Annotated in this window: 14 protein-coding genes; 10 read left to right on the plus strand and 4 right to left on the minus strand. The window is 74.7% G+C overall.

Annotated elements, in window-relative coordinates; genetic code table 11:
• Nucleotides 1-23: 23 nt before the first annotated feature.
• The 5 genes from gatC (at nucleotide 24) to VK640_17650 (ending at nucleotide 4,682) form a co-directional block, all read left to right on the plus strand.
• Nucleotides 24-335 (plus strand): Asp-tRNA(Asn)/Glu-tRNA(Gln) amidotransferase subunit GatC, encoded by a 312-nt coding sequence (gatC, locus tag VK640_17630; GenBank protein HTE75000.1) that lies wholly within the window; start codon nucleotides 24-26, stop codon nucleotides 333-335.
• Nucleotides 332-1,846, plus strand: a complete 1,515-nt coding sequence (gene gatA / locus VK640_17635; protein ID HTE75001.1) for an Asp-tRNA(Asn)/Glu-tRNA(Gln) amidotransferase subunit GatA — start codon at nucleotides 332-334, stop codon at nucleotides 1,844-1,846. The genes gatC and gatA overlap by 4 nt, the downstream gene beginning before the upstream one ends.
• A 20-nt stretch (nucleotides 1,847-1,866) precedes the next feature.
• Entirely contained in the window at nucleotides 1,867-2,067 is a 201-nt protein-coding gene (locus tag VK640_17640; protein HTE75002.1) for a hypothetical protein, read from the plus strand.
• Nucleotides 2,064-3,593, plus strand: a complete 1,530-nt coding sequence (gene gatB, locus VK640_17645; protein HTE75003.1) for an Asp-tRNA(Asn)/Glu-tRNA(Gln) amidotransferase subunit GatB — start codon at nucleotides 2,064-2,066, stop codon at nucleotides 3,591-3,593. The genes VK640_17640 and gatB overlap by 4 nt, the downstream gene beginning before the upstream one ends.
• A gap of 87 nt (nucleotides 3,594-3,680) precedes the next feature.
• Nucleotides 3,681-4,682: an SDR family oxidoreductase gene (locus VK640_17650; GenBank protein ID HTE75004.1), complete on the plus strand. Its 1,002-nt coding sequence runs from the start codon at nucleotides 3,681-3,683 to the stop codon at nucleotides 4,680-4,682.
• Nucleotides 4,683-4,791: 109 nt separating this feature from the next.
• Here VK640_17650 and VK640_17655 read toward each other — a convergent pair whose 3' ends face one another.
• Together VK640_17655 and VK640_17660 are read right to left on the minus strand one after the other, a co-directional pair.
• Nucleotides 4,792-5,514, minus strand: coding sequence for a Type 1 glutamine amidotransferase-like domain-containing protein (locus VK640_17655; protein HTE75005.1), 723 nt, complete (start codon nucleotides 5,512-5,514; stop codon nucleotides 4,792-4,794).
• Between the two features lie 86 nt (nucleotides 5,515-5,600).
• Nucleotides 5,601-6,764 (minus strand): PQQ-dependent sugar dehydrogenase, encoded by a 1,164-nt coding sequence (locus VK640_17660; protein ID HTE75006.1) that lies wholly within the window; start codon nucleotides 6,762-6,764, stop codon nucleotides 5,601-5,603.
• 76 nt (nucleotides 6,765-6,840) lie between these two features.
• Here VK640_17660 and VK640_17665 point away from each other — a divergent pair, with 76 nt between their 5' ends.
• From VK640_17665 to VK640_17675, 3 genes are read left to right on the plus strand one after another with little or no spacing between them, the layout of a single operon-like run.
• On the plus strand, nucleotides 6,841-7,863 hold the full coding sequence (locus VK640_17665) for a patatin-like phospholipase family protein (protein ID HTE75007.1): 1,023 nt from the start codon (nucleotides 6,841-6,843) through the stop codon (nucleotides 7,861-7,863).
• Entirely contained in the window at nucleotides 7,860-8,783 is a 924-nt protein-coding gene (locus VK640_17670) for a 2-hydroxyacid dehydrogenase (GenBank protein ID HTE75008.1), read from the plus strand. Before VK640_17665 ends, VK640_17670 begins: the two co-directional genes overlap by 4 nt.
• A gap of 53 nt (nucleotides 8,784-8,836) precedes the next feature.
• On the plus strand, nucleotides 8,837-10,192 hold the full coding sequence (locus tag VK640_17675; GenBank protein ID HTE75009.1) for a hypothetical protein: 1,356 nt from the start codon (nucleotides 8,837-8,839) through the stop codon (nucleotides 10,190-10,192).
• On the opposite strand, the gene VK640_17680 is transcribed toward VK640_17675, so the two are convergent.
• The gene (locus VK640_17680) at nucleotides 10,124-11,029 is read right to left on the minus strand and encodes a phosphatase PAP2 family protein (GenBank protein HTE75010.1); all 906 of its coding nucleotides are present in this window, start codon (nucleotides 11,027-11,029) and stop codon (nucleotides 10,124-10,126) included. The two genes, VK640_17675 and VK640_17680, sit on opposite strands and share 69 nt — an antisense overlap.
• A 122-nt stretch (nucleotides 11,030-11,151) precedes the next feature.
• Between VK640_17680 and ilvD the strand changes: the two genes are divergently transcribed.
• Nucleotides 11,152-12,849, plus strand: a complete 1,698-nt coding sequence (gene ilvD / locus VK640_17685) for a dihydroxy-acid dehydratase (protein HTE75011.1) — start codon at nucleotides 11,152-11,154, stop codon at nucleotides 12,847-12,849.
• A 12-nt stretch (nucleotides 12,850-12,861) separates the two neighbouring features.
• Here the strand turns inward: ilvD and VK640_17690 are convergent, their stop codons facing one another.
• The gene (locus tag VK640_17690) at nucleotides 12,862-13,758 is read right to left on the minus strand and encodes an alpha/beta hydrolase (GenBank protein ID HTE75012.1); all 897 of its coding nucleotides are present in this window, start codon (nucleotides 13,756-13,758) and stop codon (nucleotides 12,862-12,864) included.
• A gap of 260 nt (nucleotides 13,759-14,018) precedes the next feature.
• Between VK640_17690 and VK640_17695 the strand changes: the two genes are divergently transcribed.
• Nucleotides 14,019-15,491 (plus strand): acetolactate synthase large subunit (locus tag VK640_17695; GenBank protein ID HTE75013.1); only part of this gene is annotated, 1,473 nt, incomplete at its 3' end.

A 15,491-nucleotide genomic window follows, 5' to 3' on the forward strand; every position in this document is an offset into this window, starting at 1 on the left:
GCCGCCGACCTAGGATGGCCGGCATGCCCGACAGCGGATCCGCCGTCACCCGCGAGGAGGTCGCCCACCTCGCCCGGCTGGCCCGGCTCGCCCTCGACGACGACGAGCTGGACCGCCTCGGCGGGCAGCTCGACGCCATCGTCTCCGCCATCTCGCGCATCGGCGACCTCGACACCGCGGACGTGCCGCCCACCTCGCACCCGCTGCCGCTGACCAACGTCACCCGACCCGACGAGGTGCGCCCCGCGCTCACCCAGGAGCAGGCGCTCTCCGGCGCACCGGCCGCCGAGGACGGCCGGTTCCGGGTGCCGCGCATCCTGGGGGAGGAGGCGTGAGCGGCACCGACCTGGTGCGCCTGACGGCGGCCGCGACCGCCGAGGCGATCGCCTCCGGGGAGACCAGCTCCGCCGAGGTCACCGAGGCCCATTTGGAGCGCATCCGCGCGGTCGACGGCGCCGTCCACGCGTTCCTGCACGTCGACGAGGAGGGCGCCCGCGACACCGCCCGTCGCCTCGACGCGCGCCGTGCCGCGGGGGAGGCCCTCGGCCCGCTCGCCGGCGTGCCTTTGGCGCTCAAGGACGTGATCGTCACCCAGGGCCTGCCCACCACCTGTGGGTCGCGGATCCTCGAGGGCTGGCGCCCGCCGTACGACGCCACGGTCACCCGCCGGGTCCGCGAGGCCGGGCTGGTCGTGCTGGGCAAGACCAACATGGACGAGTTCGCGATGGGGTCCTCCACCGAGCACTCCGCCTTCGGGCCCACCCACAACCCGTGGGACCTGGACCGCATCCCCGGCGGGTCCGGCGGGGGGTCGGCGGCCTCGGTCGCGGCGTTCCAGGCCCCGCTCGCGGTGGGCACCGACACCGGCGGCTCGATCCGGCAGCCGGCCGCCGTGACGGGGACGGTCGGGGTGAAGCCGACCTACGGCGGCGTCTCGCGCTACGGCCTGGTGGCGCTGGCGTCGTCCCTCGACCAGGCCGGTCCGTGCGCACGCACCGTGCTCGACGCCGCGCTCCTGCACGCTGTGATCGCCGGCCACGACCCGCTCGACTCGACGTCGGTCGACCGGCCGGTGCCCGACGTCGTGACGGCGGCCCGGCGGGCCGACGTCAGCGGCATGCGGGTCGGGGTCGTCAAGCAGTTCGGGGGCGAGGGCTACCAGGCCGGCGTGGAGCAGCGATTCCGCGAGTCGGTCGCGCTGCTGGAGGAGCTCGGGGCCACCGTCGTCGAGGTGGACTGCCCGGCGTTCGACTACGCGCTGCCGGCCTACTACCTGATCCTGCCGAGCGAGTGCTCCTCCAACCTGGCCCGCTTCGACGCCATGCGCTACGGCCTTCGGGTCGGCGACGACGGCGAGGCCAGCGCCGAGGACGTCATGGCGCTGACGCGCGACGCGGGCTTCGGCCCGGAGGCCAAACGACGGATCATGCTGGGGACGTACGCCCTCTCCAGCGGCTACTACGACGCCTACTACGGGCAGGCGCAGAAGGTCCGCACGCTCATCGTCCGCGACTTCGAGCGGGCTTTCGAGCGGGCCGACGTGCTGCTGTCGCCGACGACGCCGACCACGGCGTTCAAGCTCGGGGAGCGGCTCGACGACCCGCTGGCGATGTACCTCGCCGACCTCTGCACGATTCCGTCCAACCTGGCCGGCAACGCGTCGATGTCGGTGCCCGCCGGCCTCGCGCCGGAGGACGGCCTGCCGGTGGGGCTGCAGGTGATCGCACCGCCCTTGGCCGACGAGCGGCTCTACCGCGTCGGCGCCGCCCTCGAGGGCGCCCTCGCCGACCGGTGGGGCCACCTGCTCGTCGACGAGGCCCCCGAGATCTCGCTCGCGACGTCGTAGACCGTGGAGGCACTGCTGTGGTGAACCCCGAGACGATCAAGAACATCGTCACCTTCGTGAGCACCGTGATGGCCGGCCGCACCGCCGTCTCACGGCTCAGGCAGGCCCGGGAGGACGGCGACCGGCTCGAGCTGGTCGATGCCCTGCTCAACACCGTCGTGCTGGTGACCGGCACGATCATCATCGTCCGCCGGCTGCGGCGGGGCGAGGACGAGGCGTGAGCCAGGCCGCCGCGCCCGCCACGTCAGGGCCGGTCGACTACGACGACGCGGTCGCGCAGTTCGACCCGGTGCTCGGGCTCGAGGTCCACGTCGAGCTGGGCACCGCGTCGAAGATGTTCTGCGGCTGCGCGACGGAGTTCGGCGCGCTGCCCAACACCCAGGTCTGCCCGACCTGCCTGGGGCTGCCCGGCGCGCTGCCGGTGCTCAACGGGACGGCGGTCGAGTCGACGATCCGGGTCGGGCTGGCGCTCGGCTGCGACATCGCGACCTGGTGCCGCTTCGCGCGGAAGAACTACTTCTACCCCGACATGCCGAAGAACTTCCAGACCTCGCAGTACGACGAGCCGATCTGCACCGACGGCTACCTCGACGTCGAGGTGCCCACCGACGACGGCGTGCGCACCGTGCGGGTCGAGATCGAGCGGGTGCACATGGAGGAGGACACCGGCAAGTCCCTCCACGTGGGCGGCAGCACGGGTCGCATCCACGGCGCCGACCACAGCCTCGTCGACTACAACCGGTCGGGCATCCCGCTGATCGAGATCGTCACCCGGCCGATCGAGGGGACCGGGGCCCTGGCGCCCGTCGCCGCCCGCGCCTACGTCACCGCGCTGCGCGAGGTGGTGCGCGGCCTCGGCGTCTCGGACGTCCGAATGGAGCAGGGCTCCCTGCGCTGCGACGCGAACGTGTCGCTGCGCCGGTCGCCGGCCGACCCGCTGGGCACCCGTTCCGAGACCAAGAACGTCAACTCGCTGCGCTCGGTGGAGCGCGCGGTGCGCCACGAGATCAGCCGGCAGGCCGGGCTGCTGCTGGCCGGCCACCGGGTTGTGCAGGAGACCCGGCACTGGCACGAGGACACCGGCACCACGACGTCCGGCCGGTCCAAGGAGCAGGCCGAGGACTACCGCTACTTCCCCGAGCCGGACCTGGTCCCGGTCGCCCCCGACCGCGAGTGGGTCGAGCGGCTGCGCGCCGAGCTCCCGCCGCCGCCGTGGCAGCGCCGCCGCGAGCTGCAGGCCGAGTGGGGCGTCAGCGACCTCGAGATGCAGTCGATGGTCAACGCCGGCGCACTCGAGCTGGTGCAGGAGACGGTGGCCGCCGGCGCGGCTCACGAGGCGGCCCGCAAGTGGTGGATGGGTGAGCTGGCCCGGCACGCCAACGAGCGGGGGACCGACCTGGCCTCGCTGCCGATGACGCCGGAACAGGTGGCCCGGGTCGTCGCGCTGGTCGACGAGGGCACCGTCAACGACAAGCTGGCCCGGCAGGTCATCGAGGGTGTGCTCGCCGGCGAGGGCGAGCCCGACGACGTCGTGGCGGGGCGCCAGTTGGCCGTCATGAGCGACGACGGCGCGCTGGTCACGGCCGTCGACGAAGCCCTGGCTGCCAACCCGGACGTCGCGGAGAAGATCCGCGGCGGCAAGGTGGCAGCTGCCGGAGCGATCGTCGGCGCCGTGATGAAGGCGACGCAGGGCAAGGCCGACGCGGCCCGGGTGCGCGAGCTGGTCCTGGAGCGCTGCACCGGCTGAGGACCTCGACCGCCCGCCGGGACCGACCGACGCTACCGTCCGACGGGCCACGTTCCGCCGTCCGGCGGCGGGGGTAGGCGGGAGGGCATGAGCCGAGTCGCCGTCGTCACGGGTGCGAGCGCGGGCCTGGGCCGCGCTGTCGCCGAGGAGCTGGCCCGCCGGGGTGACGCCGTCGCCCTGCTGGCCCGGGGGCAGGCCGGGCTCGACGGGGCCGCCGAGGCCGTGCGCAGCCTGGGCGGGAGGCCGCTGGCCGTCCCCACCGACGTCAGCGACGCCGCGGCCGTCGACCGGGCGGCAGAGCGTGTCGAGCGGGAGCTCGGCGAGATCGACCTGTGGGTCAACGTCGCCTCGCAGTCCGCGTTCGCCTGGTTCTGGGACGTCGAGCCCGAGGAGTTCGCGCAGGTCACAGCGGTCACCTACCTCGGCTACGTCTACGGCACTCGTGCGGCACTGGCCCGGATGCGTCCGCGCGACCGGGGGACGGTGGTGCAGGTCGGGTCCGCGCTGGCCTACCGCGGCATCCCGCTGCAGGCCGCCTACTGCGGCAGCAAGCACGCGATCCAGGGCTTCCACGACTCGCTGCGCGCCGAGCTGTTCGCCGACGGCAGCAACGTCCGGGTCACCATGGTGCAGATGCCGGCGCTGAACACGCCGCAGTTCGACTGGGTGCGGTCGCGGCTGCCCCGCAAGGCCCAGCCGGTCGCGCCGATCTACCAGCCCGAGGTGGCCGCCCGGGCGGTCGCCTGGGCCGCGGACCACCCCCAGCGCCGGGAGTACTGGGTCGGCGCGAGCACGGTGGGCACCCTGCTGGCCAACGCCGTCGTGCCCGGTCTGCTCGACCGATACCTCGGGCGCACCGGTGTCGCCTCGCAGCAGGCGGAGCAGCCCGAGGACCCGAGCCGCCGCGACTACCTCTTCCGGCCGGTCGACGACACCGACGACCACGGCGCGCACGGCCGCTTCGACAGCACGGCGAAGTCCAGCAGCCCGCAGGCGGCACTGGCCCGTCACCACGGTGCCCTGGCAGCGGCGGGCGGCGTCGCGGCGGTCGCCGGGCTGGCTGCGCTGCGCGGCCGGCGCCGATCCTGATCCCGCCTGCGACGGGACGGCTGACCGGCCGCACCCGTGACCAGGAGGAGGCGGTCTGCGACGCCGCCTGTGACGCCGCCTGTGAGGAGGCCGGCTACCGCACCGCCGGCTAGGGCTGGTCCTCGGTGGGCAGCAGGAGCCGGGTGCCCACGGGGTACTCGTGCCGGCCGTCCTTGCCGAGCACCCACACCGACTGCCGGCCGACGACCTCCCACTCGTCCGGCCCGCCGAGCAGGGCGGTGTCCTCGTCGATGCCGACGGAGACGATGCCCGGCGGCGGGTGGGACAGGTGCTTGAGCACCGTGTCGGGGAGCCGGCCGGCGAAGCGGTCGAAGTGCGGCAGCACGCTCATCCGGGGCACCACGCCGAGGCCCTCCTCGGGGTCGCGCAGCGGATGGCGGATGTCCGGCACCCGGCTGGTCAGGGCCATCGCGCCGGCGCTGCAGCCGGCCAGCGCCGCGCCGGCGCGCCACGCCGCGTCGATCGCCGCCCACACCGCGGTGCCGCGCAGGGTGCGCGCGAGGAAGGGCGGGTTGCCGCCGGAGAGGTAGACCAGCCCGGCCCCGTCGACCCGGGCAGCCAGCTCCGGGTCGTCGGCGCTGACCCGGTCGACAACGGGCACGACGACCTGCTCCACCCCGAGGCGCTCGGCCGAATCGCGACCGAGCCCGTGCCAGTAGGCCAGCGAGTCGACGCCTTCGAGGGCCGCCGCCGTCGCCAGCTGGACGAACCGGGGCGGCCGATCGGCCAGCAGGCGGCGCTCCAGCGACTCCATCACCGGCAGGTACTCGCCGCTGCCGACCAGCGCGACCGGACCGGGGCTCTCGCTCACGCCCGGCACTGTACGGACCGGCCGCCGACCTCACCGACTGTCGGGAGATCCGCACGGTCATCGAGCGGATCCGCCGACGGTCCGGGTCAGTCGAAGGTCAGGCGGACGATGCGGTCGTCGCCCTCGCGGGGTGCCCCACGGCCGTCGCGGTTGCTCGTGCTGACCCACAGCGAGCCGTCCGGGGCGGCGACGACCGTGCGCAGCCGGCCGTACCGCTGGCGCATGGACGCCCGCGGCCGCCCGGTGCGACCGTCGGCACCCTCGAGGAGCGGCACCTGCCACAGCCGGGTGCCGCCCAGGGCGGCCATGAAGACCGAGCCGTCGGCGACCGCGATGCCGCTCGGCGACGCCTCGCTGGTCCGCCACTGCCGCACCGGGTCGACGTAGCGCTCATCGCCCGCGCGGCCCTCGACCACCGGCCAGCCGTAGTTCTCGCCCGGCTCGATCCGGTTCAGCTCGTCCCAGGTGTTCTGCCCGAACTCGGCGGCCCACATGCGGCCCTCGTCGTCCCAGGCCAGTCCCTGGACGTTGCGGTGGCCGAGGCTCCACACCGGCGAGCCGGCGAACGGGTTGCCGGGCGCCGGGGCGCCGTCCGGGGTGATGCGCAGGATCTTCCCGCCGAGCGAGTCCCGGTCCTGGGACAGGTCGCTCTGCCCGCTCTCGCCGGTGCCGACGTAGAGGTAGCCGTCGGGGCCGAACGCGATCCGGCCGCCGTTGTGGATCGGGCCGGCCGGGATCCCGTCGAGCACGATCCGCTGGCCCGAGAGCCCCTCGCCGTCGTACGTCATCCGCGCGACCACGTTCTCCGACCCGCGGGTGAAGTAGACGAACACCGTGCTGTCGGTCGCGTAGTCCGGCGACACGGCCAGGCCGAGCAGGCCACCCTCGCCGCTGCCGTCGACGCCGTCGACCCGGCCCACGGTGCGCACCTCGCCGGAGTCGTCGACCGCCTTGACGCGCTCGGTGTCGCGCTCGCTGACCAGCGCGGTGCCGTCGGGCAGGAAGGCCAGCCCCCACGGTACCGACAGGCCGGTGGCCACGTCGCCGGCCACCCGGGGGCGGGCCGCCCTGCTCGCGGGGGCGGACGGGGACGCCGTCGTCCCCGACGCGCTCCGGCTCGGCCCGGCGCCGGCGCTGCGGGTCGGGTCCGCCTCGTCGGAGGCGTCGCCGCTGCAGCCGGCGAGCGCGAGGACGAGCGGCCCGAGCAGCACGAGCAGCGTCCGGGCGGCGGCGCGGGAGGTCGTCGGCATCTGCCGAGCCTTCCCCGGCCGGATGCCCGGGCGCCACCCGCGGGGTCGACGGTGACGCGATCGTTAGGGTCGGGCCATGACGCTGCGGGCCGACCTCGTGCTCGAGGGCGGCGGGGTCAAGGGCATCGGCCTCGCCGGCGCCGTGTCGACGCTGGCGCGGGCCGGCTACAGCTTCCCGCGCGTCGCGGGCACGTCCGCCGGCGCCGTGGTCGCCGCCTTCCTCGTGGCGCTGCAGCGGGCCGGCGAGCCGCTCGAGCGGCTGGAGGACGTCGCCCGCACCCTCGACTACCCGCGGCTGCGCGACCGCAGCGGCCTCGGTCGCGCGGCCGGACCGCTCACGCGCGTGGTGGACGGCCTGTCGCTGGCCTTCGACGGCGGTGTCTTCGAGGGCGACTACCTGCGCTCCTGGGTGCGCGGCGCGCTCGCCGACCTCGGGGTGCGGACCTTCGGCGACCTCCGGCTGACCGAGGCCGACGACGACGCCAGCGCGCTCCCGCCCGAGCGGCGCTACTCGCTGCTGGTGACCGCCAGCGACGTCTCGCAGCACCGCTTCGTGCGGCTGCCCTGGGACTACCCGCTCTACGGCCTCGACCCGGACGAGCAGGAGGTCGCGGACGCCGTGCGGGCCTCCGCGTCGATCCCGTTCTTCTTCGAGCCGGTGACCCTGCGGTCGCCCGGTGCCGGGCGCGCCGAGGGCAGTGTGTCGACGCTGGTCGACGGCAGCGTGCTGTCGAACTTCCCGGTCGCGGTGTTCGACCGCGCGGACGGCCGGCCGCCGAGGTGGCCGACGTTCGGGGTGCGGCTGTCGATGCGCCCGGCCGGCCGGGTCCAGACCACCCAGGTGCGCGGCACCGTCTCGCTCGCGCTGTCGCTGGTCGAGACCATGCTCGAGGCCTGCGACGCCACGCACATCGACGACCCGTGCGTCCAGGCGCGCAGCGTGTTCGTCGACACCTCCGGGGTCTCGCCGGTCGACTTCGGCATCACCGAGGAGCAGCAGGAGCAGCTGCTGCTGGCCGGGCACGAGGCGGCCGGCGCGTTCCTGAGCGACTGGGACTGGCCGGGGTACCTGGAGCGCTGCCGGGGCACCGGCGCATGACGGTCTGGCTGCCCTACGAGGCGTGGCGCAGCGATCTGGCGCTGCCGGCCGGGCTGGCGGTCGACGTCTGGGACGGCACCGCCGAGCCGCCGGCGTCGGTGGCCGACGTCCGGTTCTACGTTCTGCCCTACATGGCGGGGTCGGAGCCGGCCCGGATGATGGCCCGCATGCCGTCGCTGGAGGTGGCGCAGACCCTGACCGCCGGTGTCGACGACGTACGTCCTCAGGTGCCCGCCGGGGTCACGCTCTGCAACGCCCGCGGGGTGCACGACACGTCGACGGCCGAGCTGGCGCTCGCCCTGGTGCTGGCCAGCCTGCGCGGCATCCCCGACTTCGTGCGCGACGCCGCGCGCGGCGGGTGGGACGGCCGGCGCCGCGACGCGCTCGCCGACCGGACCGTGCTGGTGGTCGGCTACGGCTCGGTCGGGCAGGCGGTCGAGCGGCGGCTGCTGCCCTTCGAGTGCCGGGTGCTGCGGGTGGCCCGCACCGGCCGTGCGGGGCCGGACGGGCAGCGGGTCGCCGGCCTGGACGAGCTTGCGGGTCTCCTGCCGGAGGCCGACGTCGTCGTGCTCACCGTGCCGATGACCGACCAGAGCCGGGGGCTCGTCGACGCCGGGTTCCTGAGCCGGATGCGCGACGGCGCGCTGCTGGTCAACGTCGCGCGCGGGCCGGTCGTGCGCACCGACGACCTGCTGGCCGAGGTGACCAGCGGCCGGCTCCGGGCTGCGCTGGACGTCACCGACCCGGAGCCGCTCCCGCCAGGCCACCCCCTGTGGTCGGCTCCCGGGGTGCTGGTCAGCCCGCACGTGGGCGGCAACACGACGGCGTTCCTGCCGCGCGCGGCCCGGCTCGTCGAGGCGCAGCTGCGGCGCTGGGACGCGGGCGAGCCGCTCGCTCACGTGATCACCGCGACGTACTGACCCTACGACTCAGTACGACCCAGCAGGACCGGCACCCGACCTACACTCCGGATGTGGGTCTGGTGGCTGGCCGGCCGGCCGGGGATCCCGACGAGATCGTCGCCGGGTCGCCGGAGAGGGCACGTCGTCGGCCGGCGCTGAAGGCGGCCGGCCGGGTCGTCGTCGCGCTCGCGGCCCTCGCGCTGGTCCTCTCCGCCGCCGACGTCGGACCCTTCGACCTGTCGGTGGACGGGCCGCTGCAGGGGGCGCCCCGCGAGGAGACCGGGCCGCTCCCGCTGGCCGTGACACCGACGGGTGGGCCGAGCCCGCTGACCGTGCGCAACGGCGTGGCCTGGGAGCCGCGCGGCGACCTCGCCGCCGACGAGGAGTTCGTCGCGGCCGCGATGGCCCGGGTCCGCGACAGCCGGCCGAGGGCCACCCGGCTGTACTTCGCCGGTCGGCTGCCCGACGGCTCGCGGCTGGTGATGGCCGGGACCGACGTGATGGCCGGCATGGTCACCACCGCCGTCCACGTCCTGCGGGTGGCCCCCGGCGGGCCGGTGCGCAGCGCGCCGGTCACCGAGGGCGCCGCGCTCAGCGACTCCCAGCAGTACCTCGCCTGGGCCGGACCGGGCGCCGAGGGCTCGGTGGTCGCCGTGGCGCTGGCCCGGCCCGGCCCGGTGCGCTTCGGCTTCTCGCCGCGGGTGACCTTCGCCGACGACGGCTCGGCCCGGCGGTCGTGGCGGCTCGCGTACTCCCCGGACGGCAGCGTGGTGGCCGACCTCGGTGACACCGACCCTCTGGTCGCCGTGCGCGCGCAGGCGCCCGGCGTCTTCGGCCGGCCGATGCTGGTCCGGGTCGAGCCGGAGCGCGAGACCTCGGCGGTGCTCGAGGTCGCCGGCACCGAAGCGCCGCGCTACCACGGCCCGGACCCGGGACAGCTCAGCCGGGCGCTGCGCTCGGGAGCGGGCGCCGTGGTCGACCTGGAGCGCGCCACGGCCGAGGTGATCTGGAGCGGCGCGCCGTGGAAGCAGCGCCGGCTCGCGATCGTCCTGCTCACGCGGCCCGACGGCCGCCGCTTCCAGGCGGTGGCGGGCCAGGACGGGGTGCTCGGCTTCGCGGCCGGCACCCGGGCGCTGCCCGTCGGCGGCGACGCCCGGCTGCCGTGGCTGCTCGAGCCGTTCTCCCCGCAGGACCCGACGCTGCTGCTGTGCCCGACCGGCCCCGGCAGCCTGCTCTACGAGCGGGACGGGCAGGCCGACCTGCGGATACCGGTGAAGGAGGACGGGGTGGCCGCGCTGGTCGCTCCTGGACCGACCGCGCCGAGCGCGGGCGGCGCCACGGTCACCCTGCGCGACCCCTCAGGCCGCTTCCTGCTGCGGACCGTCCTGCCTGAACCAGGCTTCGACGACCCGCTGGCCCTGGACTGAGACCGGCGCGGGGACCGCTGCCCGGCGCCGGGCCGGCAGGGTGGCGACCGCCCAGCCCACCGCCATGACCGCGACGCCGGCGACCCCGTCGAGCACGTAGTGGTTGGCCGTGGCCACGACGACCAGGGCGGTCCCGGCCGCGTACGCGAGCCCGGCCCGGCGCATCCGCAGGTCGCGGGTGAGCAGGTAGACCACCCAGGCGCACCAGAAGGCCCAGCCCACGTGCAGCGACGGCATGGCGGCCAGCTCGTTGGTCAGGCTGCCCAGGCCCTTCGGTGCGCTGGCGTCGCCGCCCCACCAGCCCGAGCCGGAGGTCGAGGCGAGGGTGTCGACGTATCCCGGGAGCATGCGGGGCGGCGCCATCGGCAGCAGGGTGAAGCCGACCAGGCCGATGGCGCTGCCGGTGACCAGGGTGTTGCGCACCCGGCGGTAGTGCTCGGGCGCCCGGCGGTACACGGTGACCAGCAGGGCGGGGGTCACGAGGTAGTGCAGGGCGGCGTACCAGTAGCTCGCCAGCACGGCGAGGAGCGGCACGTCGTGCAGCGCCCGGTTCGCCCACATCTCGACGTCGAGGTGCAGGGCGTGCTCCAGACCGAGCAGCGACTGCGCGTGGCTGGTCGCCTCCGCGAGGTCACCGTCGCCGAAGGTCCGGGCCAGGCTGTAGGCGGCGTAGAGGGCCACGAGGAGCAGCAGCTCGCGGGCAGCCCGGAGCGGCCGGGGCTGCGTCGGGCGCGGCTGCGTGGTCATGAGGTCGACAGTGGCGCGGACGTACCCGGCAGCCAATGGAGGTGACCGCCGGTCGGTGGTGGTGCCAGCCACCCCTGTCGTCGTGGGCATGCCCCCAGGGTCCGGGCCAAACTTGCAGCACGCTGGCAGCCGGCTTGCGGCCGCTCCCGGGATGCGGACGGGCGCCGGTCCGTCACCTGTCGGGAGGCCCGCGCGGCCGTAGGGTCGCCCCCGTGAGCGACGCACCGGACCTCAAGCCCCGCAGCCGCGACGTCACCGACGGCCTGGAGAAGACCGCCGCGCGGGGCATGCTGCGCGCCGTCGGCATGACCGACGACGACTTCGCCAAGCCGCAGATCGGCGTGGCCTCGAGCTGGAACGAGATCACGCCCTGCAACCTGTCGCTGGACCGGCTGGCCAAGGCCGTGAAGGAGGGGGTGCACGCGGGCGCGGGCTACCCGCTGGAGTTCGGGACCATCTCGGTGTCGGACGGCATCGCGATGGGCCACGAGGGGATGCACTTCTCGCTGGTGAGCCGGGAGGTCATCGCCGACTCGGTCGAGGTCGTCATGCAGGCCGAGCGGCTGGACGGCTCGGTCCTGCTGGCGGGGTGCGACAAGTCGCTGCCCGGCATGCTCATGGCGGCGGCCCGGCTGGACCTGGCCTCGGTCTTCCTCTACGCAGGCTCGATCCTGCCCGGCGTCGCCAAGCTCTCGGACGGCACCGAGCGGCAGGTCACGATCATCGACGCCTTCGAGGCGGTCGGCGCCTGCGCCCGCGGCCTGATGAGCCGCGAGGACGTCGACGCGATCGAGCGGGCGATCTGCCCGGGGGAGGGCGCGTGCGGCGGCATGTACACGGCCAACACGATGGCGTCGGCCGCCGAGGCGCTCGGCATGTCGCTGCCGGGCAGCGCCGCGCCGCCGGCCACCGACCGCCGCCGCGACGGGTTCGCCCGCAGGTCCGGCGAGGCGGTCGTCGAGCTGCTCCGCCGTGGCATCACCGCCCGCGACGTGATGACCCGCGAGGCGTTCGAGAACGCGATCGCCGTGGTGATGGCCTTCGGCGGCTCGACGAACGCCGTGCTCCACCTGCTCGCGATCGCCCGCGAGGCGCACGTGGACCTCACGCTCGACGACTTCACCCGGGTGGGGGAGCGGGTGCCGCACCTGGCCGACGTCAAGCCGTTCGGGCAGTACGTGATGACCGACGTCGACCGGGTCGGCGGGGTGCCGGTCGTGATGAAGGCGCTGCTCGACGCCGGCCTGATGCACGGCGACGCGTTGACCGTCACCGGCCGGACGATGGCCGAGAACCTCGCCGCCATCGACCCGCCCGACCTCGACGGCAAGGTCGTGCGCGCGATGTCGCAGCCGATCCACCGCACCGGAGGCCTGACCATCCTGCGCGGCTCGCTCGCACCGGACGGGGCGGTCGTCAAGACGGCCGGCTTCGACTCCGACGTGTTCGAGGGCACGGCCCGGGTGTTCGACCGGGAGCGCGCGGCGATGGACGCGCTGGAGGACGGCACCATCACGGCCGGGGACGTCGTGGTCATCCGCTACGAGGGACCGAAGGGTGGGCCCGGGATGCGTGAGATGCTCGCCATCACCGGGGCCATCAAGGGCGCCGGTCTCGGCAAGGACGTGCTGCTGCTCACCGACGGCCGGTTCTCCGGCGGCACGACCGGCCTGTGCGTCGGGCACGTCGCGCCCGAGGCCGTCGACGGCGGGCCGGTCGCCCACGTCCGCGACGGCGACCGCATCCGGCTCGACGTCGCGGCCCGGACCCTCGACCTGCTCGTCGACGTCGACGAGCTCGAGAGGCGGCGGGCCGGCTGGAAGCCGCTGCCGCCGACGTACACGTCCGGGGTGCTCGGCAAGTACGTCAAGCTGGTCGGCTCGGCGGCCGAGGGAGCCGTCTGCGGCTAGCCGCTCGGCGGCTCACTCGTAGCTGCCGGTCACCAGCCACCTGGTCAGCCGGCCGACCTGGTCGGGGTCGCCCATGTGTCCCTCGCCCTCCTCGACGACGGTCGTCGCCCCGGGCACCTGCTCGGACAGCCAGGCCCCGTGGGCGGCCGGGACCAGGGTGTCCTTGACGCCGTACCGCACCTCGACGGGCACGGCGATCTCGGTGACGCCGAAGCCCCACGGCCGGGTGAAGGCCAGGTCGTCGTCGACCCATCCCCAGTAGCCGCCGCGGGCCAGGTCGGCCCCGAACGCGGTGATGACCTGGGCCATGTCGGCGCGAGCGAGGACGGCCCGGTCGGCCTCGTCGATCTCCCACGCGCCCAGCATGCTGGCCGGGTCCTCGGCGATCCGCCGCACGAAGTCGGCGTGCTCCCGCTCGAGGTTGGCGGCCAGGGTCGTCTCGCCGTCCAGCGCCCAGCCGAACTCGGTGACGTTCATCTCGGCCATCCCGGCGAACCAGTCGAAGCCGGCCGTGTCGTAGGGGACCGGGCCCACGTCGCAGCGTGCCCGGACGACCCGGTCGCCGAGCCTGGCGGCGACCGCCAGCGAGTGCGGCGCTCCGCCGGACCCACCGGTGACCGCGAACCGGTCGAGCCCGAGGTGGTCGGCGAGAACCCGGACGTCGGCGACGCCGTCGACGACCGACCGGCCGGGAAGCCTCGTCGACCCGCCGTAGCCGGGGCGGTCGTAGGTGACCCACCGGGCGCCGGCGGCGGCGTACCGCCCCTCGTCCGGGTGCCTGTTCAGCCGGCTGCCGGGCGTCCCGTGCAGGGACAGCACGGGGAAGCCGTCCGGGTCGCCCCACTCGGCGAAGCACAGCGTCCGCCCGTCCGGGAGGGTCGTCGTCTGGCGGGTCCGGTCATCAGTCATGCACCCGATCGTGCCCGACCTGCCCGGCCGCACACCGACCGGGATGCGAGACGCCGCTGCCCAGCCGTTGACACGGCGGACCGGCCACGATGAGGGTGTTCGCGTGCAGCACCTTCTCGTCGTACGCCCGGAGCGCGCCGCCTGACGCTTCCGTCACCGCTGCGCGCCGCCCCTCGCGAGTCCACACTGGACCGGAGGGGCTTTTTGTTGGCCAGCCGCCGCCGTCCCGTCACACCGAACGCCCAGAAAGGTCCGTCACGATGCCGGAACAGCTCGACCAGCGCATGTCGGGGGCCCAGAGCCTCGTCCGCTCGCTGGAGGCCGCCGGGGTCGACACCGTCTTCGGCATCCCGGGCGGCGCGATCCTCCCGCTCTACGACCCCTTGATGGACTCGACCGCGATCCGGCACGTCCTGGTGCGCCACGAGCAGGGCGCCGGGCACGCGGCGGAGGGCTACGCGCAGGCCACCGGCCGGGTCGGCGTGTGCATGGCCACCAGCGGGCCGGGCGCGACCAACCTGGTGACCCCGATCGCGGACGCCTACATGGACAGCGTCCCGATGGTCGCGGTGACCGGCCAGGTGCCGTCGGCGGCCATCGGCACCGACGCCTTCCAGGAGGCCGACATCCGCGGCATCACGATGCCGATCACCAAGCACAACTACCTGGTCACCGACCCGGCCGAGATCCCACGGACCATCGCCGAGGCGTTCCACATCGCCGGCACCGGGCGGCCCGGTCCGGTGCTGGTGGACGTCGCGAAGGACGCCCTGCAGGCCATGACGACCTTCAGCTGGCCGGGCTCGGTCGACCTGCCGGGCTACCGCCCGGTGACCCGACCGCACGGAAAGCAGATCCGCGAGGCGGCCCGGCTCGTCACCGAAGCGCGACGGCCGGTGCTCTACGTCGGCGGCGGGGTCCTCAAGGCACGAGCGTGGGCCGAGCTGCTCACGCTCGCCGAGCTGACCGGCATCCCGGTCGTCACGACGCTGATGGCCCGCGGCGCCTTCCCGGACAGCCACCGCCAGCACCTCGGCATGCCGGGCATGCACGGCACCGTCGCCGCGGTCACCGCGCTGCAGAAGTCCGACCTCATCGTGTCGCTCGGTGCACGCTTCGACGACCGGGTGACCGGCAAGCTGTCCAGCTTCGCGCCGGACGCCAAGGTCGTGCACGCCGACATCGACCCGGCCGAGATCTCCAAGAACCGCACCGCCGACGTGCCGATCGTGGGGGACTGCCGAGAGGTGATCGCCGAGCTGAACACCGCCGTGCAGGCCGAGCACGCCGCCGGCCACCGCGGCGACTACGAGGGCTGGTGGGCCCAGCTCGACCGGTGGCGCGCGACCTACCCGCTCGGCTACGAGAGACCGGACGACGGATCGCTGGCGCCGCAGTACGTCATCGAGCGGCTCGGCCGGATCGCCGGTCCGGACGCGCTGTACGTCGCCGGCGTCGGCCAGCACCAGATGTGGGCCGCGCAGTTCGTGCAGTACGAGAAGCCGGGCACCTGGCTCAACTCCGGCGGCCTCGGCACGATGGGCTATGCCGTGCCCGCCGCGATGGGCGCCAAGGCAGGACGGCCGGAGGCGACCGTCTGGGCCATCGACGGCGACGGCTGCTTCCAGATGACCAACCAGGAGCTGGCGACCTGCGCGATCAACGACATCCCGATCAAGGTCGCCATCATCAACAACGGCAGCCTCGGCATGGTGCGCCAGTGGCAGACCCTG

The sequence above is a fragment of the Actinomycetes bacterium genome (genome assembly GCA_035489715.1).
GTDB lineage: Bacteria > Actinomycetota > Actinomycetes > JACCUZ01 > JACCUZ01 > DATHAP01.

Bases quoted from the DNA above. Each gene is read 5' to 3' on its own strand.
- gatC (HTE75000.1), top strand. From the start codon at position 24: ATGCCCGACAGCGGATCCGCCGTCACCCGCGAGGAGGTCGCCCACCTC.
- VK640_17650 (HTE75004.1), top strand. From the start codon at position 3,681: ATGAGCCGAGTCGCCGTCGTCACGGGTGCGAGCGCGGGCCTGGGCCGC.
- VK640_17660 (HTE75006.1), bottom strand. From the start codon at position 6,764: ATGCCGACGACCTCCCGCGCCGCCGCCCGGACGCTGCTCGTGCTGCTC.
- VK640_17665 (HTE75007.1), top strand. From the start codon at position 6,841: ATGACGCTGCGGGCCGACCTCGTGCTCGAGGGCGGCGGGGTCAAGGGC.
- VK640_17670 (HTE75008.1), top strand. From the start codon at position 7,860: ATGACGGTCTGGCTGCCCTACGAGGCGTGGCGCAGCGATCTGGCGCTG.
- VK640_17680 (HTE75010.1), bottom strand. From the start codon at position 11,029: ATGCCCACGACGACAGGGGTGGCTGGCACCACCACCGACCGGCGGTCA.
- VK640_17690 (HTE75012.1), bottom strand. From the start codon at position 13,758: ATGACTGATGACCGGACCCGCCAGACGACGACCCTCCCGGACGGGCGG.